At 71.1% G+C, this 21458-nt stretch carries 19 protein-coding genes; 14 read left to right on the forward strand and 5 right to left on the reverse strand.

The genetic code is table 11. The features are described from left to right. Positions 1–35: 35 nt before the first annotated feature. Entirely contained in the window at positions 36–677 is a 642-nt protein-coding gene (locus H9651_RS06335) for a Maf family protein (RefSeq protein WP_191718427.1), read from the forward strand. A 78-nt stretch (positions 678–755) separates the two neighbouring features. Beyond that, positions 756–2522 (forward strand): acetyl/propionyl/methylcrotonyl-CoA carboxylase subunit alpha, encoded by a 1767-nt coding sequence (locus tag H9651_RS06340; RefSeq protein WP_191718428.1) that lies wholly within the window; start codon positions 756–758, stop codon positions 2520–2522. 50 nt (positions 2523–2572) lie between these two features. Here H9651_RS06340 and H9651_RS06345 read toward each other — a convergent pair whose 3' ends face one another. Then, positions 2573–4024, reverse strand: a complete 1452-nt coding sequence (locus H9651_RS06345) for an NAD(P)H-quinone dehydrogenase (RefSeq protein WP_191718429.1) — start codon at positions 4022–4024, stop codon at positions 2573–2575. A gap of 80 nt (positions 4025–4104) precedes the next feature. On the opposite strand from H9651_RS06345, the gene H9651_RS06350 reads away from it, so the two are divergent. The 5 genes from H9651_RS06350 to H9651_RS06370 all read left to right on the forward strand — a co-directional run bounded on the left by H9651_RS06350 (position 4105) and on the right by H9651_RS06370 (position 9956). After that, entirely contained in the window at positions 4105–4938 is an 834-nt protein-coding gene (locus tag H9651_RS06350; protein ID WP_191718430.1) for a purine-nucleoside phosphorylase, read from the forward strand. Then, on the forward strand, positions 4935–6632 hold the full coding sequence (locus H9651_RS06355) for a phospho-sugar mutase (RefSeq protein ID WP_404802998.1): 1698 nt from the start codon (positions 4935–4937) through the stop codon (positions 6630–6632). Before H9651_RS06350 ends, H9651_RS06355 begins: the two co-directional genes overlap by 4 nt. Before the next feature lie 61 nt (positions 6633–6693). Next, complete coding sequence (locus H9651_RS06360; RefSeq protein ID WP_225216429.1) at positions 6694–8109, forward strand: MFS transporter; 1416 nt, start codon at positions 6694–6696, stop codon at positions 8107–8109. Positions 8110–8161: 52 nt separating this feature from the next. Continuing rightward, the gene (locus tag H9651_RS06365) at positions 8162–8740 is read left to right on the forward strand and encodes a GNAT family N-acetyltransferase (protein WP_191718431.1); all 579 of its coding nucleotides are present in this window, start codon (positions 8162–8164) and stop codon (positions 8738–8740) included. A 262-nt stretch (positions 8741–9002) separates the two neighbouring features. Then, complete coding sequence (locus H9651_RS06370) at positions 9003–9956, forward strand: hypothetical protein (protein WP_191718432.1); 954 nt, start codon at positions 9003–9005, stop codon at positions 9954–9956. Between the two features lie 197 nt (positions 9957–10153). On the opposite strand, the gene H9651_RS06375 is transcribed toward H9651_RS06370, so the two are convergent. After that, positions 10154–12043, reverse strand: a complete 1890-nt coding sequence (locus H9651_RS06375) for a BglG family transcription antiterminator (protein ID WP_191718433.1) — start codon at positions 12041–12043, stop codon at positions 10154–10156. 168 nt (positions 12044–12211) lie between these two features. Between H9651_RS06375 and H9651_RS06380 the strand changes: the two genes are divergently transcribed. The 7 genes from H9651_RS06380 (at position 12212) to H9651_RS06410 (ending at position 18610) form a co-directional block, all read left to right on the forward strand. Next, a complete protein-coding gene (locus tag H9651_RS06380) occupies positions 12212–12529 on the forward strand; it encodes a PTS sugar transporter subunit IIB (RefSeq protein ID WP_191718434.1) in 318 nt (105 codons plus the stop codon). After that, positions 12526–12801, forward strand: coding sequence for an HPr family phosphocarrier protein (locus tag H9651_RS06385; protein WP_191718435.1), 276 nt, complete (start codon positions 12526–12528; stop codon positions 12799–12801). Before H9651_RS06380 ends, H9651_RS06385 begins: the two co-directional genes overlap by 4 nt. A gap of 17 nt (positions 12802–12818) precedes the next feature. Continuing rightward, the gene (gene ptsP / locus H9651_RS06390) at positions 12819–14492 is read left to right on the forward strand and encodes a phosphoenolpyruvate--protein phosphotransferase (protein ID WP_191718436.1); all 1674 of its coding nucleotides are present in this window, start codon (positions 12819–12821) and stop codon (positions 14490–14492) included. Then, positions 14489–16045 carry a PTS mannitol transporter subunit IICB gene (locus tag H9651_RS06395; protein ID WP_191718437.1) on the forward strand — a complete coding sequence of 519 codons (1557 nt, stop codon included), beginning with the start codon at positions 14489–14491 and terminating at the stop codon, positions 16043–16045. Before ptsP ends, H9651_RS06395 begins: the two co-directional genes overlap by 4 nt. 164 nt (positions 16046–16209) lie before the next feature. Next, positions 16210–16650, forward strand: a complete 441-nt coding sequence (locus H9651_RS06400) for a PTS sugar transporter subunit IIA (protein ID WP_191718438.1) — start codon at positions 16210–16212, stop codon at positions 16648–16650. Beyond that, positions 16647–17798, forward strand: coding sequence for a mannitol-1-phosphate 5-dehydrogenase (locus H9651_RS06405; RefSeq protein WP_191718439.1), 1152 nt, complete (start codon positions 16647–16649; stop codon positions 17796–17798). The genes H9651_RS06400 and H9651_RS06405 overlap by 4 nt, the downstream gene beginning before the upstream one ends. A 98-nt stretch (positions 17799–17896) precedes the next feature. Further along, a complete protein-coding gene (locus tag H9651_RS06410; RefSeq protein ID WP_318244786.1) occupies positions 17897–18610 on the forward strand; it encodes an alpha/beta hydrolase in 714 nt (237 codons plus the stop codon). A gap of 3 nt (positions 18611–18613) precedes the next feature. Here H9651_RS06410 and H9651_RS06415 read toward each other — a convergent pair whose 3' ends face one another. From H9651_RS06415 to H9651_RS06425, 3 genes are read right to left on the reverse strand one after another with little or no spacing between them, the layout of a single operon-like run. Further along, a complete protein-coding gene (locus H9651_RS06415) occupies positions 18614–19729 on the reverse strand; it encodes an adenosine deaminase (RefSeq protein ID WP_191718440.1) in 1116 nt (371 codons plus the stop codon). Between the two features lie 26 nt (positions 19730–19755). Next, a complete protein-coding gene (locus tag H9651_RS06420; RefSeq protein ID WP_191718441.1) occupies positions 19756–21054 on the reverse strand; it encodes a thymidine phosphorylase in 1299 nt (432 codons plus the stop codon). Next, positions 21051–21452: a cytidine deaminase gene (locus H9651_RS06425; RefSeq protein WP_191718442.1), complete on the reverse strand. Its 402-nt coding sequence runs from the start codon at positions 21450–21452 to the stop codon at positions 21051–21053. The genes H9651_RS06420 and H9651_RS06425 overlap by 4 nt, the downstream gene beginning before the upstream one ends. Positions 21453–21458 lie beyond the last annotated feature (6 nt).

Raw genomic sequence — 21458 nt, forward strand, 5'->3', positions numbered from 1 at the left:
GCACACCCGGCTGTGCCCGCCTCTACGCTGGGACGATGCGCGTGTGCCTGGCCTCCACCTCCCCCGCCCGTCTGATGCTGCTGCGCCAGGCGGGGATCGAGCCGGAGACCCTCGCCCCCGACGTCGATGAGGATGCCGTGATCGCCGAGGTGCAGGCGGCGCACGGCCGGGTGCTGGATGCCGCCGAGCACGTGCTGCTGCTCGCACGCCGCAAGGCCGACGACGTCGCCCGGCGCGTCGCCGCAGCCGGATTCACCGGCCTCGTGATCGGCGGCGACTCGATGTTCGAGCTCGACGGCGAGATCCTCGGCAAGCCCTACACACCGGAGGCTGCCACCGCCCGGTGGCGGGCGATGCGGGGGCGCACCGGCATCCTGCACTCCGGCCACAGCGTCGTACGCGTGGCCGCGGGCGAGCCGCCGCGCGAGGCGTCCGCCGTCGCGGCGGCGTCGGTCACCTTCGCCGCCGACATCGACGACGACGAGATCGCCGCCTACGTCGCCACCGGCGAGCCGCTGCACGTGGCGGGGGCGTTCACGATCGACAGCCTCGGCGGCCCGTTCATCGACGCCGTCGCCGGCGACCCGTCCACGGTCGTCGGGATGTCACTGCCGACGGTGCGCCGTCTCGCGCGTGAGTTGGGCGTCGCGTGGCCGGCACTGTGGAACCGCTCGTAGACATCGGCAAACCTTTCCCGCACTTTCTTGTGCGGGTGATCCAAAGAAGGGTCCCCGACCCTGGGTAGGCTGACATCCATGCCTGCTATCGCCAAGGTGCTCATCGCGAACCGCGGCGAGATCGCCGTCCGCATCATCCGCGCGGCGCGCGACTGCGGCAAAGCGTCCGTCGCCGTCTACGCCGACCAGGACCGCGACGCCCTCCACGCCCGCCTCGCCGACGAGGCCTACGCCCTGGACGGCACCACGAGTGCCGACACGTACCTGTCGATCGAGAAGATCCTCTCGGTCGCGCGGCGTGCCGGCGCCGATGCAGTGCACCCCGGATACGGCTTCCTCGCCGAGAACGCCGCGTTCGCGCGCGCCGTCATCGCCGCGGGCCTGGTGTGGATCGGCCCCTCGCCGGAGGCCATCGAGGCGCTGGGCGACAAGGTGACCGCCCGCCATGTGGCCGAGAAGGTCGGTGCGCCCCTGGCCCCCGGCACCCCCGGCCCCGTCGCCGGCGCCGACGAGGTCGTCGCGTTCGCCCAGGAGCATGGCCTGCCCATCGCCATCAAGGCCGCTTACGGCGGCGGCGGACGCGGGCTCAAGGTCGCCCGCACGTTCGACGAGATCGCCGAGCAGTTCGAGTCGGCCACCCGCGAGGCGATCACCGCCTTCGGCCGCGGCGAGTGCTTCGTGGAGAAGTACCTCGACCGGCCCCGCCACGTCGAGACGCAGTGCCTGGCCGATGCCGCCGGCACCGTGGTCGTCGTCTCCACGCGCGACTGCTCACTGCAGCGCCGCCACCAGAAGCTCGTCGAGGAGGCGCCGGCGCCGTTCCTCACTCCGGAGCAGAACGAGGTGCTGTACACCTCGTCCAAGGCGATCCTCAAGGAGGTCGGCTACGTCGGGGCGGGGACGTGCGAGTTCCTCATCGGCGCCGACGGCACGATCTCGTTCCTCGAGGTCAACACCCGCCTGCAGGTCGAGCACCCGGTCTCCGAAGAGGTCACCGGCATCGACCTCGTGCGCGAGCAGTTCCGCATCGCCGAGGGGGGCCTGCTCGACGGCGTCGATCCGGAGCCCACCGGCCACTCGATCGAGTTCCGCATCAACGGCGAGGACCCGGGCCGCGGCTTCCTCCCGCAGCCCGGCCGCATCCACGTCTTCAAGACGTTCGGCGGCCCCGGCATCCGCCTCGACTCCGGCGTGACCGCAGGCGATGTCGTCTCGGGCGCGTTCGATTCGCTGCTGGGCAAGATCATCGTCACCGGCCGCGACCGCGCCGAGGCGCTCGAGCGCGCCCGCCGGGCCCTCGACGAATTCGAGGTCGCGGGCATGCCCACCGTGCTGCCCTTCCACCGCCGCGTCGTGCGCGACCCCGCGTTCACCGCCGCGAACGGCGAGTTCGGCGTGTTCACCCGCTGGATCGAGACCGAGTTCGACAACGACATCGCGCCGTGGGACGGCGAGGCCGAGGCGCCGGATGCCGGCGAGCAGCGGCACACCGTCGTGGTCGAGGTGGCGGGAAAGCGCCTCGAGGTGAGCCTGCCCGATCGCATCGTGGCCTCCCCCGCGCGCGTCGGACGCCCCGTCGCGGTGCCGCCGTCGCGGCGCACCCACGCACCGACGGTCATGGCAGGAGCCTCCGGCGACGCCGTGACCAGCCCGATGCAGGCGACGATCGTGAAGGTCGCCGTCAACGACGGTCAGCAGGTCGTCAAGGGAGACCTCGTCGTCGTGCTCGAGGCCATGAAGATGGAGCAGCCCATCCAGGCCCACAAAGACGGCGTCATCGGCGGCATCGACGCACAGCCGGGCACGACGGTGGCCGCAGGCCATCTGCTCCTCACCATCAGCTGACGCCCACACCGACACGGCGGGCGCCCGGCCGGAGCGCCCCCCGGCGGCCGCTACGCGTCGGCGTCGGTGGTGCGGTCGACGGTGTGCATCGCGCGGGCGGCGTCGGTGATCGACCCCGACAGCGACGGGTACACCGCGAACACGCGGGAGAGCTGGTCGACGGTCAAGCGCCGCTCGGCGGCGATGGCGATGGGGTAGATGAGCTCCGACGCGCGCGGGGCGACGATCACACCGCCGAGGACTTCGCCACTGCCTTCGCGCGCGATGATCTTCACGAAGCCGTCGCGCACGCCCATCATCTTGGCTCGCGGGTTGGCCGCCAGCGGCAGCTTGTGCACGCGGGCGTTGATGCTCCCCGCCTCGATGTCGGCCTGCTGCCAGCCGACGGTCGCGATCTCGGGGGCGGTGAAGATGTTCGCCGTGATGCGACGGCGTTCGAGGGGGATCACGGCGTCGCCGAGCGCATGGAACACGGCCATGCGACCCTGCATCGAGGCGACCGATGCCAGGGGCATGAAGCTCGTGCAGTCGCCGGCGGCGTAGATGTTGGGCACCGACGTGCGCGCCACGCGGTTGACGCGGATGTGTCCGGAGTCGGTCAGCTGCACGCCGGCTTCCTCGAGGCCGATGCCTGCGGTGTTGGGCACGGACCCCACCGCCATGAGGCAGTGGCTGCCCTCCACCGTGCGCCCGTCGGCGAGGGTCACCACGACACCGTCTCCGGAGCGCTCCACGCGCTGGGCGCGGGCCTTGGACAGCACCTGCATGCCGCCGCGCTTGAACACCCGCTCCAGTACCGCCGCGGCATCCGGGTCCTCACCCGGCAGCACGTGGTCGCGGCTGGAGACGAGGGTCACCCGGGCGCCGAGGTTCATGTAGGCGCCCGCGAACTCGGCACCGGTGACACCCGACCCCACGACGATGAGGTGCTCGGGGAGGGTCTTCATGTCGTACAGCTGCGTCCACGTGAGGATGCGCTCGCCGTCGGGCTTGGCGCTGGGCAGTTCCCGCGGCGACGCGCCGACCGACACGACGAGGGTGTCGGCCTCGATGCGGTCGAAGTCGGTGCCCGAGGGACCCGTGGACACCACGACGGCGTGGTGCCCGTCCAGGCGCCCGTGGCCGGCGACGATGCGCACCCCCGCCTCGACGAGGGTCGCCCGCATGTCATCGGACTGCTGGCGCGCGAGGACGAGCAGTCGCTTGTTGACGGCGGCGAGGTTGATCGCGATCTCGGGCTTGAGCGGCTTGCCGTCGGCGCCCTTGGCGAACAGCTGCACGCCCAGGTCGCCCGCTTGCGAGATGGCCACGGCTGCGTCGGCGGTGGCGATGAGGCTCTTGGAGGGAACGACGTCGGTCATGACCGCCGCCCCGCCCACGCCCGCGCGTTCGACGAGGGTCACGGCGGCACCCAGCTGTGCGGCGGCGAGCGCCGCTTCGTAGCCGCCGGGGCCGCCCCCGAGGACGGCGACGGACTGGGTGCGCTCGAAACTCAACGACATGCCTCCATTCTCGCAGGGCGCGATCACCCGCCGAGGCCGCGCTGCTGGCCCCGAGGCATCCGAGTTCATAAAGTGGGGGCATGTCACCCACGACCTCCCACCCCCTCGACGACCCCGCCGCCGACCCGTTCGGCGTGGCCGCCGATGCCGCCGCCGACATCGCCCGCATCACGGGCGTCGCGCACCACGACATCGCCCTCACCCTCGGCAGCGGCTGGGGCAAGGCCGCCGAGCTGATCGGCGAGACGACAGCGGTGTTCCCGGCGACGGAGGTCACCGGCTTCAGCAAGCCCGCACTCGAGGGGCACGTCGGAACGCTGCGGAGCGTGCGCACCGCCGGCGGCAAGAACGTGCTCGTCATCGGCGCACGCACCCATTTCTACGAGGGCCACGGCGTGCGACGGGTGGTCCACAGCGTGCGCACCGCCGCCGCGACCGGCGCCCGCGTCATGGTGCTCACCAACGGCGCCGGCGGCATCCGCGACACCTGGAAGCCCGGTCAGCCGGTGCTCATCAGCGACCACATCAACCTCACCGGCGCGTCCCCCCTCGAAGGCGCCACATTCATCGACCTGACCGACCTCTACTCCGCCCGGCTGCGCGACATCGCGCGGCAGATCGACCCGACGCTGGACGAAGGCGTGTACTGCCAGTTCCGCGGTCCGCAGTATGAGACCCCGGCGGAGGTACGCATGGCCGCCACGATCGGCGGCCACATCGTCGGCATGTCCACGGCGCTCGAGGCCATCGCCGCGCGTCAGGCCGGCATGGAGGTGCTCGGGTTCTCGCTCATCACCAACATGGCCGCCGGCATCCAGCCCACCCCGCTCAGCCACGGTGAGGTGCTCGAGGCCGGTCAGGCCGCCGAACCGGTCATCTCGTCGCTGCTGGCCCGCGTGATCGGCGCGCTGTGAGCGACCGGGGCGCCGCCGTGACCGATGCGACGGATGCCGCACGCGCCTGGCTCGCGCAGGATCCCGACCCCGTGACCCGCGCCGAGCTCGACCAGCTCCTCGCCGCCGCCGACGCCGGCGACGCGTCGGCCGCGGCCGATCTCGCCGACCGCTTCGGCACGCGCCTCGCCTTCGGCACGGCGGGGCTGCGCGGGCGCCTGGGGGCCGGCAGCAACCGCATGAACCGCGTGCTGGTCATGCAGGCCGCCGCGGGCCTGGCCGCCTACCTGCTCGCCGCACCCGGACCCGACGGCCCGCCCACCGTGGTGATCGGCTACGACGGTCGGCGCAACTCCGACGTGTTCGCCCGCGACAGCGCCGAGGTGTTCGCCGGCGCGGGGCTGCGGGCCATCCTGCTGCCGCGCCTGCTGCCGACGCCCGTGCTCGCCTTCGCGGTGCGCCACCTGGGTGCCGATGCCGGCGTCATGGTCACCGCGAGCCACAACCCGCCCGACGACAACGGCTACAAGGTGTACCTCGGCGGCGCCGACGACGGCGCGCAGATCGTGCCGCCGGCCGACGCCGAGATCGCCGCGCACATCCAGCGCGTGGCGGATGCCGGAGACCTGGCATCCATCCCCCGCTCGCACGGCTACGAGACCGCCTCCGAAGACGTCGTCGAGGCCTATGTCGCCGCGACGGCCGCGGTGTCGCCCGCTCCCGGGAGCCTCGAGGGCATGACGTGGGTGTACACCGCGATGCACGGGGTGGGCTGGGAGACGCTCTCGAAGATCCTCGAGCGCGCCGGCTACCCCGCCCCCGCACTCGTGACCGCACAGACCGAGCCCGACGGCACGTTCCCGACCGTCGCCTTCCCGAACCCCGAGGAGCCCGGGGCGATGGACCTGGCGTTCGAGACCGCGCGCCGCGTCGACGCGGAGTTCGTCATCGCCAACGACCCCGACGCCGATCGTCTTGCCGTCGCCGTGCCCGATGCCGACGTCGCCGGCGGCTGGCGACCGCTCACCGGCAATGAGGTCGGGCTGCTGCTGGGCTGGCGTGCGGCGCGGCTGGCGGCGACGGCGGGAGCGGGCCGAGAGGCCTCGCTCGCCTGCTCGCTGGTCTCCTCCCCCGGCCTTGCCGTCGTCGCGGAACGGTATGGACTGAGCTCGCACGCCACCCTCACCGGGTTCAAGTGGATCTCCCGCGCACCCGGCATCGTCTATGGGTTCGAGGAGGCGCTGGGCTACCTCGTCAACCCCGAGACGGTGCGCGACAAAGACGGCATCTCCGCCGCCGTCGCGATGCTGGGCCTGGTGGCCGAAGCGCGTGGTCGCGGGGCGACGGCCGCCGATCTGCTGCGGGATTTCCAGGAGGAGTTCGGCTACTTCGCCAGCGGCCAGGTCTCGCTGCGCGTGCAGGATGTCTCGGTGATCGGGCGCATCATGGCGCGGCTGCGCGCCGAACCGCCGCGCGCGGTGGGCGCGGTCGCGGTGGAGCGCATCGACGACCTGCTCCACGGCCTCGACGACCTGCCGCCCGGTGATGTGCTGCGGCTGTGGCTCGTCGACGGGTCGCGTGTCGTGGTGCGCCCCAGCGGCACCGAGCCCAAGCTCAAGGCCTACCTCGACGTGCGGGGGGAGACCGCCGCTGACGCCCGCGAACGGCTGGGCGCCCTCGAGGCCGGCGCGAAGGAGCTCGTCGCCTCGGAGTGAGTGTCGGGGCGTCGTGTTAGTGTCCCTACCCGCGATGGCTCGCGATGACCAGGGGGCAGCGATGCGGGACGACGACATGACGAGCGACGACGCACGACGGCCGGCGGCGGGCACACCGGACGCGCCCGGCGACGAGCCCGGCGCGGCCGGCGCGGCCGGCGATGCGCCGCACTGGCTGCGCAACGTCGTGCTGTTCCTGAGCGGGCAGACCGTGAGTCTGCTGGGCTCGATGCTCGTGCAGTACTCGGTGTTCTGGTACCTCACCATCACCTACCAGCGCGGCGACATCATGGCGCTCGCGGCGATCTTCGGGTTCCTTCCGCAGGCGATCGTGTCGATCTTCGGCGGCGTGTGGGCCGACCGCCACAACCGCAAGTTCCTCATCATGGGCGCCGATGCCGCCATCGCCGTGACGACGCTCGCCCTCGCGATGATGATGATGACCGGATACGACGGGGTGTGGCTCATCTTCCTCACCCTGGCGATCCGCTCAGCCGGCGCCGGCATCCAGACGCCGGCCGTCTCGGCGCTCATTCCGCAGATCACCCCCGCGCGCAACCTCATGCGCATCAACGGCATCAACGGGTCGATCCAATCGGCCATGGCCCTGCTCGCCCCGGCGCTGGCGGGCGCCCTGTTCGCGTGGGCGGCGTCGATCTGGGGCGCATCGCCCGCCTCCCTCATCCCCATCTTCTTCATCGACGTCGCCACCGCGGCGGTCGGCATCGTGCTCCTGGCGTTCGTGCCGGTCGCTGCGGTGCGCCGGGCATCCGAGACCCGCACCGGGTACTTCGCCGACCTCGTCGAGGGGGTGCGCTACGTCGTGCACCATGCGTTCCTGCGCTGGCTGCTGGCGCTGTTCGCCATCATCTTCCTGCTCACCGTCGCCCCCTCCAACCTCACCCCCCTCATGCTGGTGCGGTCCTTCGACGCCGGTGAGGAGCAGAACGTCGTGAACCTCGCGGTGCTGGAGATCGCCTTCAGCGTGGGCATGGTGCTCGGCGGCATCGTGGTGGCGTCGTTCTTCGCCAAGCGCAGCCGCATCGGCATGATCGTGTCCTCGGCGCTCACCTTCGGCCTGCTGGCCGTCGGCATGGGGCTCTCCCCCGACATCTGGTTCTTCTTCGGGTTCATGTTCCTCGTGGGCCTGGCCGTGCCGTTCTTCTCTACGCCGGCGTTCACCCTCCTGCAGGAGACGGTGGAACCGGAGCGGCAGGGACGCGTGTTCGGGTTCGTCGGCATCGTGATGGCCGTCGCGATGCCACTGGGCATGTCGGTGCTCGGGCCGCTCGCCGACGTCGTGGCGATCGAGGTGCTGCTGGTGGCGACCGGCATCCTGACCTTCGTCGTCGTGGGGGCCGCGGTCTGGCTTCCGGTCGGCCGACGCGCGGTGCAGGCCGCGCGAAAAGCCGCCGGCGCCGGCGACCCCGCTGCCGCAGCGTCCGCCGTCGACGCGGCGATGCACGACGCGCGCTGACCCGGCGGGAACGGGTGGCGGTGTGCGGATGCCGGGTCGATACGCTCGGGGGATGCTGCTGACCGACCCCGTCACCCTCGAGAACGACCACGTGCGGTTGGAGCCGCTCACGGCGGAGCATGCGGGCGATCTCGCCGCGGCATCCGTGGGGCTCGAGCATGCCTGGTACACCACTGTGCCGGCACCGGCGGACGTGTCCGCCGACATCTCCCGCCGCCTCGCGATGCGCGACGCGGGCGAGATGAACCCGTGGGCCGTCGTGCGCGGGGGGACGGCTGTCGGAGAGACGTCGTTCTGCGCCATCGATCTGCCGAACCGTCACGTCGAGATCGGCTACACGTGGCTCGGCCCCACCGCGCAGCGCACCGCGGTGAACACCGCCGCGAAGCTGCTGCTGCTCGCTCACGCGTTCGAGGCGTGCGAGGCGATCGCGGTGGAATTGCGCACCCACTGGCACAATCGGCAGTCGCGGGCGGCGATCGCGCGGCTCGGCGCCAAGCAGGACGGCGTGCTGCGCAACCACCGGCTCGGCCCCGGGGGCACGCTGCGGGACACCGTCGTATTCTCGATCCTCCCCCATGAGTGGCCCGCCGTGCGACTGAACCTCCAGGAGCGGCTCGCGCGCGGCTGAGTTCCCGCGCCCGCGCGCCGTTCGATACCCAATACGCGCCCCGAACCGCGCGCGACTCCGGTCCGTTGCCCGATACGCGCCCCGAATCCCGCGCGACGCCGGTCCGTTGCCCGATACGCGCCCCGAAACCGCGGACGAGATCGCGGTCATGCAGCGCCGACGGGCGTCACGGCTCCCCCCACAGCGCGGATCTTCGGCGTGTCCTCCCCATCTGCGGTTGCTCGATCCCCGCGGCGAACCGCTCAGCGCCGATGCTCAGACCATGACCGAACACATCCGACTGATGACGCGGGAACAGTTGCACGAGCGCGGGCTGTCGGGCCGCCAGATCGCGGCATCCGCCGCCGGCGGCACGCTCGTTCGGCTGCGGCGCGGCCTGTACGTCCACACCGGCGATTGGCGCACCGCCCACCCCGAGGGTCGAATCGTCGCCCGAGCCCACGCCCTCGCCGCCGTCTCCGCGACGCGGCCCGTGTTCGCGTATGAAACCGCGCTGGCACTGCACCGACAGCCGCTGTATCGGGCGCGCGACGACCGCGTGCACGTCATCACGGAGGACGGCAGACCGGGCGCGGCGCACGGCGTTGTGCGACATCGCGGCGACGTCGGCTCCGACGTCGTCGAGGTCGACGGTCTGCTGTGCACGAGCCTGCCGCGCTCAGTGGCAGATATGGCGCGCACGGCGACCTTCGAACAGGCGGTCGCCTCGGCCGATGCCGCGCTTCACACCCTGTTCGCACCGCGGGACGGCTCGTACGACGTGGCGGGCGCAGCGGAGTTCCGCGCGGGACTCCTGCAGATCGTCCGTGACAGCGCGCACGGGATACGTCGCGCCGAACGCGTCGTGGAGTTCGCCGATGGCCGCGCGCATCTGCCCGGCGAGACGATCAGCCGCATACGGCTCGTCGAACTCGGATTCCACCGGATAAGGCTGCAAGTCGCCGTCCCATCACCGTCCGGCGGCAGTTTCTTCGTCGACCTCGCCCTCGATGACGCCGACGCTTTCGGGGAGTTCGACGGATCGATCAAGTACACCGACGGCCGGATGCTGGACGGACGCTCCCGCGCCGAGGTCTTCGACGCCGAGAAGCAGCGTGAGGATTGGATCCGCGGCACGACGCAACGTCGCTACGCCCGATGGGGCTGGTCGCACCTGACCACCGCCGCGGTGCTCGGGGAGCGTCTGGCTGCCTTCGGCATCCTCCCCCCTCGCTGATCCCCGCCCGCCACCGCCCCCTCCCGCGCGGAAGCGCCGGAGTCGCCTAGGACGGTACCCAGTACGCGCCCCGAACCCCCGTCCACCACGGCCCGGTACCCAATACGCGCCCCGAACCCCGCTACACCGCGTTCCGATACCCGTTACGCGCCCCGAACCGGGCTGTTGGAGGGGACGGGCGTCGGGAGCGAGGCGGCTCAGCCGTCGATGACGGCGACCAGCTCGTCCAGGAACGCGGCGAAGTCGGTGCCGCGGCGGACGATCCGCTGCACACTGTCGCGCTCGCTGAACACCTCGACGAATTGCTCGAACACCGTCTGGAACGCCGCGCGGTCGCTTTCGGAGAAGGCGGTGAACGCCACCACCTGCACGCGGCCATCGCCCCACCGAATCGACGGCTCGGCGATGCCGATCGCGATCGCGGTGCGGGTCGCGGTCATCCCCAGCGCGTGCGGCACCGCCAGCGCGTCGGTGAAAGCCGTCGACGACAGCCGCTCCCGCTCGATGGTGCGCTGCACGTAGTCGTCGTCGATCACGCCGTCGGCGACGAGCAGTCCGCCCAGCCGCCGGATGACGGCTTCTTCGTCGGCGTCGCCGTCGAGACCGCGGATGAACGCGCCCGCGGAGAAGTAGCGCTCGAGCTCCGCCCGCAGCCGGGCCAGACGCCGCCCGCGGCGCACGCGTCCCGCCGCCGCCTGCACGCGCTCGACGTCGGCGTCGGTGAGGAAGGGCTGGATGCGCACGATCCGCTCCCCCGGCGTCGGAGGGTCGATCGTGGTGAGCACGAGGTCGGTGTGGATGCCGGCCCAATCCGGATCCGCCCGGGTCTCCACACCGACGACGTCGACGGCCTGCCCGAGCGAACGGTCGACGCTCGAGCGCAGCAGTTCGTGCAGCTCGTAGTAGCCGGGGCACACGATCGTCGCGGTCAACAGCTCATCGGCACGGCGGCTGCGCTCCAGTCGTCCGCCGACGTGCATCGCGATGTAGGCGATCTCGTCATCCATCAGCGGGATGCCGAGGCGATCGGCCAGACCGCTGGCGATGAAGACGGCGACCTCGAAGATCATCGGGTAGGTCGATTTGAGCGAGCGGGTGAGCGGGTTGCGCGACCACGCCTGTTCCCGGGCACGGTGGCGCAGGTTCTGCACGTGAAGGGCCAGTCGCAGGATGAAGTCCTCGTGTGCGATGTCGACGAGGAACTCCGATGCCGCCGCTTCGACGACCTCGCGAACGACCCGCTCCACCTCGGGGTCCAACCGATCCCGCGCCCGATCGGCCGGGCCTTCACCGGGTGCGACGATGCGGGTGAGGATGAGGGTCGCGAGGTGCGCGAGGTCGCCCGCACCGAGACTCATGCCGAAGTGCGCGACGCTCAGTCGGTCGATGAGCGCGCTGATCTCCGCGCGCGCCGCGTCGCCGTCGGGCTCGCCACCCTCCAGTGCGCGGTCCCGTGAGACCCGGTCGGCGGCGATGGCGATGTGCATGACGACGTCGGCGATGCCGAGTTCGTTGACGAAGTAGCCGAGGTCCCCGAGTCCGGCGACGAGTTCGGATTTGAACGGCCCGAACGCCTGCGCGCCGATCGACTGCGTGCCGAGGGTGCGCCGCAGCACTTCGAGGTCGAAGGAGCCTGCTTCCATCTCGTCGTGCGCGAGCCGGCTGAGCAGCCGTCGCTGCGCGGCCTCGGTGCCGCGCAGCCGCGCGCGGGATGCCGAGCGCTCCAGCGTCAGATCGGTACCGCCGAGCAGACCCCGCACGCGGGCGAGGTCGGCGTCGATGGTGGCGGGACTCACATACAGCCTGTCAGCGGTCTCGAACACGTCGATGCCGTCGTCAGCATCGAGCAGCATGCGCACGAGGGAGTGAAGCCGGTCGCGCGGTGTGCTCGACTCGGTACCGGCGCGCAGCGCCGCCGTGGCATCCGCCCCCGCCCGGTAGCCCTGGGGCCCGGACTCCACCGCGGTACCGCCCGGCACCCGGGCGTTGAGCGCGGTGACGTAGCTGCGCACGCTGCGCGGGGTGACCCCCAGCGCATCGGCGATGGTCGCGGCCGTGCGCCATTGGCCGTCGCGGGTGAGCAGCATGAGCAGACGATCCTGCCTTGCTCGTGTCACGTGGTCCCCCGACGCCTGAAACCTGAAGTCTGGAACCAGTCAACCACGCGTCCTGCGCTCTTCCGCCCCCGCGGAAGCAACCCTGGTTGTCCGGTCACAGTCCTTTCACGAGAATGGGGGGAGCAGGGAGGAAGGTCGATGAGGATCCTCGTCGTGTGCGGAGCGGGTGCGTCCAGTACGTTCGTCGCGCAACGCGTACGTCGCGCCGCGAGCGATCACGGCCTGCCGTATGCGGCTTTCGCCGGCACCGAGCAATCGCTGCCGAGCGATCTGGATGCGGCCGACGTCGTGCTGGTGGGCCCCCACCTCGCACACGCGCTGGAGCGGATCCAGCACGAGGCCGACCGACGAGGCACCGCCGTGGTGCTCCTTCCCGCAGACATCTTCAGCGACCGCGACGGCACCCGAACCCTCACGGTCGTGCAGGAGGCCTTGAAGGAAAGGGAAGCGTCATGACCCAGCTCACCCGCACGGTCCGCGTCGGCTCGTCTCACGGCCTGCACGCTCGCCCCGCCAAGCTCTTCGCGCAGGCGGCGAAGGATTCCGGCATCCCGATCACGATTTCCAAGGACGCCGGGACGCCCACGAATGCTGCGAGCATCCTCGGCGTCATCGCGCTGGGTGTGGAGCGTGGCGACTACGTCACACTCACTGCGGACGGCGACGGAGCCGAGGCCGCACTCGACGCGCTCGCCGAGCTGCTCGCCACCGATTTCGACTCCGAATGACCGACGAAGGAGACATGATGAGTGAACTGCGCGGAGTGGGCATCGGACTGGGCGTCGCCCAGGGACCGGTCGCGCGCATGGCCGAGCCCCTGCCCGCCCCCGCCGACACGGCGAGCGAGCAGACGGCCGAGCAGGAGCGAGAGCGTGCGCGCGCGGCGGTGACCGCCGTCGCCCGCGAGCTCGAGCAACGAGGTGCGAAGGCCGGTGGCGCCGCCCGCGACGTGCTCGAGGCGCAGGCCATGATGGCCGAGGACCCGTCGCTGCTGACCGAGGTCGATGCGCGCATCGCGCAGGGCAAGACGGCGGAGTTCGCCGTGTTCGACGCATTCGCGACGTTCCGCGAGCAGCTGACGGCGATGGGCGGCTACCTCGGCGAGCGCGCCGCGGACCTCGACGATGTGGCCCAGCGGGTCATCGCGCATCTGCGCGGTGTGCCCGCCCCCGGCGTCCCCGACCCCGGTCACCCCTTCGTGCTCGTCGCGAAGGACCTCGCCCCCGCCGACACGGCCCTGCTCGACCTCGACAAGGTGCTCGCCCTGGTCACCACCGAGGGCGGACCCACCTCGCACACCGCGATCCTCGCCCGCGAGAAGTCGATCGTCGCCGTCGTCGGCGCGGTCGGGGCGAAGGACCTCGCCGACGGCGAGACGGTGATCGTGGATGCCGCGGCGGGGGTCGTGACCACGTCGCCGAGCGAAGAGGACCTCGCCCGGGCGCAGAACCGTGCCGACGCCCGCGCGTCTGCGGCGTCCGCCCCGATCACCCCCGGCGCGCTGGCCGACGGCACCCCGGTGCCGCTGCTGGCCAACCTCGGCAAGCCCGAGGGCGCCGAAGAAGCGGTCGCGCTGGGCGCGGAGGGCGTGGGCCTGTTCCGCACCGAGTTCCTCTTCCTCTCTTCCAGCTCCGCGCCGACGGTGGAGCAGCAGCGCGAGACGTACACGAAGATGCTGGCCGCCTTCCCGGGCAAGAAGGTCGTCGTGCGGGTGCTCGACGCCGGCGCCGACAAGCCGCTGGCCTTCCTCAATGACGCGCACGAGGAGAACCCGGCGCTGGGGCTCCGGGGGCTGCGCGCCCTGCGCGCGAGCGAGGACATCCTGCGCGAGCAGCTGACGGCGCTGGCGCAGGCGGATGCCGCGACAGAGGCCGACCTCTGGGTCATGGCGCCGATGGTGTCCACCGTCGAGGAGACGCGGTACTTCACCGAGATGGCCCGCGACTACGGCATCAAGACCGCCGGCGTCATGGTGGAGGTGCCCTCGTCGGCGCTGCTGGCCGACAAGGTGCTCCAGATCGCCGACTTCGCCTCGATCGGCACGAACGACCTCACCCAGTACACCCTCGCCGCCGACCGGCTGCTCGGCTCGGTCGCGGCCTTCCAGGACCCGTGGCACCCCGCCGTGCTGCGCCTGATCCGTGAGGTGGGCGAGGCCGGCGCCGCCCACGACAAGCCGGTGGGCATCTGCGGCGAGGCGGCCGCAGACCCGCTGCTGGCCGTCGTGCTGGTGGGCCTGGGAGCCAAGACGCTCTCCATGGCGCCCACGGCGCTGGCCGACGTGCGCGCCAGCCTGCTCGATCACACGCTTCACGATGCGCGCCGCATCGCTCAAGCCGCCCTCACCGCCGATGACGCAGCGGGGGCCCGCCTCGCGGCCCAGCAGACCGCAACCCGAGAGAAGGAGACACTGTCATGACATCGTCGTCTACGCCCGCAGCGGGCGGGAGCCGGGCAAAGGTCGGAGTGCAACGCTTCGGCACGTTCCTGTCCGGCATGATCATGCCGAACATCCCCGCCCTCATCGCGTGGGGCATCTTCACCGCCTTCTTCATCGAGAAGGGCTTCACCCCCAACGCCGATCTGTCCACGATCGTCGGACCGTTCATCCACTACCTGCTGCCGATCATCATCGGCTACACCGGCGGCACGATCATCTACGGTGTGCGCGGCGGCGTCGTCGCTTCCATCGCGACCATGGGTGCCATCGCCGGCTCCGACCTGCTGATCGCGAACTTCAACGCTTCGCTGCCCGAAGGCGCCGACCAGCTCGGGCAGGTGCACATGTTCATCGGCGCGATGGCCATGGCCCCGCTCGCGGCCTACACGATGAAGTGGCTCGACGGCCTGTGGGAGGGCAAGATCAAGGCGGGCTTCGAGATGCTCGTCAACATGTTCTCGGCCGGCATCTGGGGCTTCGTCATGGCCGTCGTCGGGTTCTACCCGGTCGCATGGCTCGTGAACGGCCTCATGGGGATCCTCAGCAACGCCGTGAACTGGCTGGTCGAGCTGAACCTGCTGCCGCTGACGAGCATCCTGATCGAGCCGGCGAAGGTGCTGTTCCTCAACAACGCCATCAACCACGGTGTGCTCACGCCGCTGGGCATCCAGCAGGCCGCCGACGAGGGCTCCTCGATCCTGTTCCTGCTCGAGGCCAACCCCGGCCCGGGCCTCGGCCTGCTCCTGGCGTTCGCGTTCTTCGGTCTCGGTGCCGCACGCGCCTCGGCTCCCGGCGCCGCGCTCATCCAGTTCGTCGGCGGCATCCACGAGGTGTACTTCCCGTACGCCCTCATGAAGCCGGTCCTCATCCTCGCCCTCATCGGCGGCGGCATGACCGGCGTCACCACCAACATGCTGCTGGGCGGGGCGCTGCGCGCCCCCGCCGCTCCGGGAAGCATCCTCGCGGTCATCGCGCAGACGGCATCGGGCGCCTATTTCGCCGTGATCCTGTCGGTGATCCTCTCGGCTGCCGTGACGTTCGTCATCGCGGCGCTGATCCTGCGGGCCTCCCGCAAGCGGGATCTCGCGGCGTTGGCGGCGACCGATGACGCCTTCGGCGAGGCCATCACCCAGACCGAGGCGGCCAAGGGCAAGTCCTCCGACGCGCTGGGCAACCTGCGCGGCGGCGCGGCGACCGCAGCCGACGGCGGCATCGAGCCGGCGGTGATGACCGAGCGCCAGATCAAGAACATCGTGTTCGCGTGCGACGCGGGCATGGGGTCGTCGGCCATGGGTGCCAGCGTGCTGCGCAACAAGATGAAGAAGGCGGGCCTCGAGGACGTCACGGTCGTCAACAAGGCGATCGCGAACCTCGACTCCTCCGCGGACCTCGTCATCACGCAGAACCAGCTCACCGAGCGCGCCCGTCAGCAGACGCCGAACGCGGTGCACGTCTCGGTGGACAACTTCATGAACTCCCCGAAGTACGAGGAGGTCGTGGACCTCGTCCGCTCCCAGCACGACGGGGCGTGACAGCACGCCGTGGGCCGGTGGTGTGATGCCGCCGGCCCACGGCCTCGCCCGCTCGACCGCTATGGCGGTCGCCGGGCAGTGCGCAAGCCCTCGTCGGGCGGCGCATGACCTGTGACAGTGGAGGAACGGATGCCACGGCATCCGTCCGAAGGAAGGGACAAGACATGGCACGTGATGTGCTCAGCGTGGGACAGGTCCGCATCCATGCGGGTTCGGTGAGTCGTGAGGACGCCATGAAGGAGGCGGCCGACATCCTGCAGGCCGCCGGCGCCGTCACCGGCGCGTACTTCGACGCGATGCAGCAGCGCGAGGAGACGGTCTCGACCTACATGGGCAACGAGCTGGCCATCCCCCACGGCACCAACGAGACGAAGGACGCGATCCTCGAATCGGCCCTGTCGTTCGTGCGTTATGACGGCGGCGTCGACTGGGACGGCAACCCCGTGACCTTCGTCGTGGGCATCGCGGGCAAGGGCGACGAGCACCTCGAGATCCTGTCCCAGATCGCCCTGCTCTTCTCCGACGACGACGAGGTGGAAAAGCTCAAGCAGGCACAGACGCCCGAAGAGCTCTTCGCCCTCCTGTCGACCGTCAACGCATCATGAAGGCCGTCCACTTCGGCGCCGGCAACATCGGGCGCGGCTTCGTCGGCCTGCTGCTGCACGAGGGCGGCTACGACCTCGTCTTCTCCGACGTGCAGGCCCCGCTCGTCGATGCGATCAACGCCGCCGACTCGTACACCGTGCACGAGGTCGGCGAGGGCGGCACCGACAAGGTCGTGACCCGCTTCCGCGCGATCAACAGCCAGACCGATCCGCAGCAGGTCATCGACGAGGTCGCCACGGCCGATGTCGTCACCACCGCGGTCGGACCCACCGTGCTGCGTTTCGTCGCCCCGCACCTGGTCGCCGGCCTGGCGATGCGCGACCCTGCGCTCCCGCCGCTGAAGATCATGGCGTGCGAGAACGCGATCAACGCCACCGACGTGCTGCGCGACGAGATCCGTGCGCAGGCGGAGGACGGGTGGGATGCCATCGCCGGCCGCGCCATCTTCGCCAACACCGCCGTGGACCGCATCGTGCCCGCCCAGGCACCCGGCGAGGGCGTGGACGTCACGGTGGAGCCGTTCTACGAGTGGGCCATCGAGAGCGCGCCGTTCGGGGGTGAGCTGCCCTCGATCCCGGGCGCGCACTTCGTCGGCGACCTGGCGCCCTACATCGAACGCAAGCTCTTCACGGTGAACACCGGCCACGCCGCGACCGCGTACTTCGGCGCCCGCGCCGGGGTGGACACGATCGCCGCCGCGTTGTCGGACCCCGCCATCGCCGCGGCGGTCGCTGCGGCGCTCGAGGAGACCTCCGCGCTGCTGGTCGCCAAGCACGGCCTCGACGCGCGCGAGATGGCCGACTACCGCGCCACGATCCTGCGCCGCTTCGCCAACCCCGCCCTGCCTGACACGGTGTGGCGGGTGGGACGGCAGCCGCTGCGCAAACTCTCGCGACACGAGCGGTTCGTCGGGCCCGCGGCAGAAGCCGCCGAACGTGGGCTGTCGGTGGACGGGCTCGTGGCCGCCATGGCCGCCGCGCTCGAATTCGACGACCCCGAGGACCCGCAGTCGGTCGACCTGCAGCGGCTGCTGCGCGAGCAGGATGCCGCGACGTTCACGGCGTCGGTCACGGGTCTCGAACCCGGCCACCCTCTCGTGCCCGCTGTGCTCGCCGCCGTACAGGCCCGCCAGGGCGCGCTGTCTTGAGCACCGACGCCGGCGAGCCGCGGGAGGGGGCGGAGGGGACTCCGACCCCTCCCGCGGCTCCCGCCCGGCCGCGTCGAGGCCGGGGGGTCGTGCGGTGGGTGCTCCTGTCCCTCGGCGCGCTGATCGTCGCCGCCGTGGTGGGGATCCTGGTGTGGAGCCAGGTCGGTGTCATGGCTGCGGAGCCCGAGCCGCTCGCGGCCGTGCGCGCCGACGAGCGCATCGCGATCACCGACGACTCCGCCGGCATCGTGCTCTCCCCCGCCGAGGGCGCTTCGGACACGGGTCTGGTGTTCATTCCGGGCGCGAAGGTCGACCCGTGGGCGTACGCCGCGACCCTCGCCGACGTCGTCGCCGAGGACAAGGTGACCGTGGTCATCACCAAGCCCTGGCTGAACCTCGCCTTCTTCGACCTGCGCGGCCTCGATGCGTTCACCGCTCTCGCCCCGGAGGTATCCACCTGGATCGTCGGCGGGCACTCCCTCGGCGGCGTGCGGGCATGCCAGTTGGCCGAGGACGCCGACGCGCTGGCGCTGTTCGCCTCGTACTGCGCCACAGATATCGCCGAGACCGACCTGCCGGTCCTCAGCCTCGCCGGCAGCGAGGACGGCCTGTCCACCCCCGAGAAGATCGCCGACGCCCGCCCGCTGCTCCCCGACGACGCCGAGATGGTCGAGATCGACGGCGCCTCACACGCGTCGTTCGGTGCCTACGGCCCGCAGGCCGGTGACGGCACGCCCACCATCACCGACGACGAGATGGCGGCGCGCCTCGCCGATGAGCTTGACGCGTTCGCCGCGCAGGATCTCGGGTGACGCTCAGCGGGCGAAGCCGTCGGCGATGAGCTCGATGAGCTCCTCGCGCTCCTCGACCGAGAGGAACGCTGCGGCGGCGGCATTGAGCTGGAACGCCTCGAGGTCGCCGAGGTCGTACTCGAACGTCTCCGCCAGCAGCGCCAGCTCCCGGGTGAGCGAGGTGCGGCTCTGCGTGCGGTTGTCGACGTTCACCGTCACCGCGAAGCCCAGCTGGTAGAGCAGGTCGAACGGGTGGTCCTCGAGCTCCTTGCCCCACTGCTCGATCGCGCCGGTCTGCAGGTTCGACGACGGTGACAGCTCAAGCGGAATCTCGCGGTCACGCACCCAGCGGGCGAGGTCGCCGAGCTGCACGAACACCTCTTCGCCCTCTCGGGAGATGACCTCGAGGTCTTCGGCGATGCGCACGCCGTGGCCGAGGCGCAGCGCGCGACCGTCGATGAGAGCCGAGCGGATCGAGTCGAGCCCGGCCGCCTCGCCCGCGTGCACCGTGACGGGGAAGAACTGCGAGGCGAGGTAGTCGAACGCCGCGCGGTGGTTCGCGGCCGGGAAGCCGTCCTCGGGACCGGCGATGTCGAAGCCGACTGCGCCGCGGGTGCGGAACTCGACCGCGAGCTTGGCGATCTCCAGCGACCGGTCGGTGTGGCGCATCGCGGTGATGAGCTGACCCACGCGGATGTCGCGGCCGGCGGCTTCGACGGCATCCTCCCCGTCTTCGATGCCCTCCTGCACGGCTTCGACGACATCCTCCAGGCTCAGACCGCCCTGGAGGTGCTGCTCGGGCGCCCAGCGCACCTCGCCGTAGACCACGCCGTCGGCGGCGAGGTCCTCGACGAACTCCCGTGCCACACGGGTCAGCCCCTCGCGGGTCTGCATGACGGCGGTGGTGAGGTCGAAGGTCTTCAGGTACTCCACGAGGGAGCCCGAGTCGCTGCGCTCGGCGAACCAATCGGCGAGGGCGCCGGGGTCGGTCTCGGGGACCTCGAGCGAGATCGCGTCGGCCAGCTCGATGATCGTCTCCGGGCGGACCGCACCGTCGAGGTGATCGTGCAGCGAGACCTTCGGGAGCTCCCGGATCGAGACTCCCTGCACGCGGGCGTCGTCGTTCTGATCGATGGCCATGGCGGCTTCCTTCGTTCGGTGCGGGGTCAGGCGGTGATGCGCTCGAGCACGAGCGGGCGGGCGGGCGGGGCGGTGTCCCCGATCTCCCAGGCGTCCTCGAGAGCATCGAAGGCGCGGGTGAACCGCTTGTCATCATCGGCCAGCAAGGTGAACAACGGCTGACCCTCGATCACCGTGTCGCCGGGCTTGACGTGCAGGTCGATACCCGCGGCGTGCAGCACCGGGTCCTGGGCGCGGGCGCGTCCGGCGCCCAGCCGCCAGGCGGCGATGCCGAACGGCAGCGCGTCCAGGCGCGTGAGGACACCCGACGACGAAGCGGTGACGGTGTGGGTCTCGCGGGGTTCGGGGAGGGCGGCGTCGGGGTCGCCGTCCTGCGCGCGGATCATTGCACGCCAGGTGTCCATCGCCCGGCCGTCGCGCAGCGCGGCCTCGACGTCGGCGTCGGGCTGACCGGCCAGGGCCAGCATCTCTCGCGCGAGGGCGACGGTGAGCTCCACGATGTCGGCGGGTCCGCCGCCGGCGAGCACCTCGACGGACTCGCGCACTTCGTTGGCGTTGCCGATCGCGAGTCCCAGCGGGGTGTTCATGTCGGTCAGCAGCGCCGTGGTCGCCACGCCCGAGTCGGTCCCGAGGGCCACCATCGTGCGCGCGAGCTCGCGGGCCTTGTCGACGTCGCGCATGAACGCGCCGCCGCCGAACTTCACGTCCAGCACCAGCGCGTCGGTGCCCTCGGCGATCTTCTTCGACATGATGCTCGATGCGATGAGCGGGATGGCCTCGACCGTACCGGTGACATCCCGCAGCGCGTAGAGCTTCTTGTCGGCCGGGGCGAGCCCCGACCCGGCGGCGCAGATGACCGCGCCGATGTCACGCAGCTGCGCGAACAGCTCGTCGTTGGTGAGGGCCGCTCGCCAGCCGGGGATCGACTCGAGCTTGTCCAGCGTCCCGCCGGTGTGACCGAGGCCGCGGCCCGACAGCTGCGGCACGGCGACGCCGAAGGATGCGACCAGCGGCGCGAGCGGCAGGGTGATCTTGTCACCGACGCCACCGGTGGAGTGCTTGTCGACGGTGCGCTTGCCGAGACCGGCGAAGCTCATCCGCTCCCCCGACGCGATCATCGCGTCGGTGAGCACGCGGATCTCGTTGCGCTGCATGCCGTTCAGAAGCACAGCCATCGCGAACGAGGCCATCTGCGCGTCGGCGACGTAGCCACGGGTGTAGGCGTCGACCATCCAGCGCAGTGCGTCTTCGGGTACGGCGGCGCCGTCGCGCTTGGCGCGGATGACGTCGACGGCGTCGAACGGTTCGACGTTCTCAGAACTCATCGTGCGGCGTCCTCCAGGTCACGGGGGCCGAACGCGTCAGGCAGCACCTCGTCGATCGTGCGGATGCCGGAGACGGTCTCCAGCAGCATGCCCGGAAGGGCGAATTCGTACAGAAGCTGTCGGCAGCGCCCGCACGGCATGATGGTCTGGCCTTCGTTGTTGACGCAGACGAACGCGACGAGCTGTCCGCCACCGGACATCTGCAGGTCGCCCACCAGAGCGCACTCCGCGCAGAGCCCGACGCCGTAGGAGGCGTTCTCGACGTTGCACCCGGCGACGACGCGACCGTCGGTCACGAGCGCTGCCGCGCCCACGCGGTACCGGGAGTAGGGGGCGTAAGCGCGCTCCATGGCCTCCGTCGCGACGGCGCGGAGATGATCCCAATCGATGTCGGTCATGTCGAT

The organism is Microbacterium pullorum, assembly GCF_014836535.1.
Classification (GTDB): domain Bacteria; phylum Actinomycetota; class Actinomycetes; order Actinomycetales; family Microbacteriaceae; genus Microbacterium; species Microbacterium pullorum.

What these genes read in the sequence shown, in the direction of transcription:
- H9651_RS06335 (WP_191718427.1), top strand. Translation starts at nt 36, where the DNA reads ATGCGCGTGTGCCTGGCCTCCACCTCCCCCGCCCGTCTGATGCTGCTG.
- H9651_RS06340 (WP_191718428.1), top strand. Translation starts at nt 756, where the DNA reads ATGCCTGCTATCGCCAAGGTGCTCATCGCGAACCGCGGCGAGATCGCC.
- H9651_RS06345 (WP_191718429.1), bottom strand. Translation starts at nt 4,024, where the DNA reads ATGTCGTTGAGTTTCGAGCGCACCCAGTCCGTCGCCGTCCTCGGGGGC.
- H9651_RS06350 (WP_191718430.1), top strand. Translation starts at nt 4,105, where the DNA reads ATGTCACCCACGACCTCCCACCCCCTCGACGACCCCGCCGCCGACCCG.
- H9651_RS06360 (WP_225216429.1), top strand. Translation starts at nt 6,694, where the DNA reads ATGCGGGACGACGACATGACGAGCGACGACGCACGACGGCCGGCGGCG.
- H9651_RS06365 (WP_191718431.1), top strand. Translation starts at nt 8,162, where the DNA reads ATGCTGCTGACCGACCCCGTCACCCTCGAGAACGACCACGTGCGGTTG.
- H9651_RS06370 (WP_191718432.1), top strand. Translation starts at nt 9,003, where the DNA reads ATGACCGAACACATCCGACTGATGACGCGGGAACAGTTGCACGAGCGC.
- H9651_RS06375 (WP_191718433.1), bottom strand. Translation starts at nt 12,043, where the DNA reads ATGCTGCTCACCCGCGACGGCCAATGGCGCACGGCCGCGACCATCGCC.
- H9651_RS06380 (WP_191718434.1), top strand. Translation starts at nt 12,212, where the DNA reads ATGAGGATCCTCGTCGTGTGCGGAGCGGGTGCGTCCAGTACGTTCGTC.
- H9651_RS06385 (WP_191718435.1), top strand. Translation starts at nt 12,526, where the DNA reads ATGACCCAGCTCACCCGCACGGTCCGCGTCGGCTCGTCTCACGGCCTG.
- ptsP (WP_191718436.1), top strand. Translation starts at nt 12,819, where the DNA reads ATGAGTGAACTGCGCGGAGTGGGCATCGGACTGGGCGTCGCCCAGGGA.
- H9651_RS06395 (WP_191718437.1), top strand. Translation starts at nt 14,489, where the DNA reads ATGACATCGTCGTCTACGCCCGCAGCGGGCGGGAGCCGGGCAAAGGTC.
- H9651_RS06400 (WP_191718438.1), top strand. Translation starts at nt 16,210, where the DNA reads ATGGCACGTGATGTGCTCAGCGTGGGACAGGTCCGCATCCATGCGGGT.
- H9651_RS06405 (WP_191718439.1), top strand. Translation starts at nt 16,647, where the DNA reads ATGAAGGCCGTCCACTTCGGCGCCGGCAACATCGGGCGCGGCTTCGTC.
- H9651_RS06415 (WP_191718440.1), bottom strand. Translation starts at nt 19,729, where the DNA reads ATGGCCATCGATCAGAACGACGACGCCCGCGTGCAGGGAGTCTCGATC.
- H9651_RS06420 (WP_191718441.1), bottom strand. Translation starts at nt 21,054, where the DNA reads ATGAGTTCTGAGAACGTCGAACCGTTCGACGCCGTCGACGTCATCCGC.
- H9651_RS06425 (WP_191718442.1), bottom strand. Translation starts at nt 21,452, where the DNA reads ATGACCGACATCGATTGGGATCATCTCCGCGCCGTCGCGACGGAGGCC.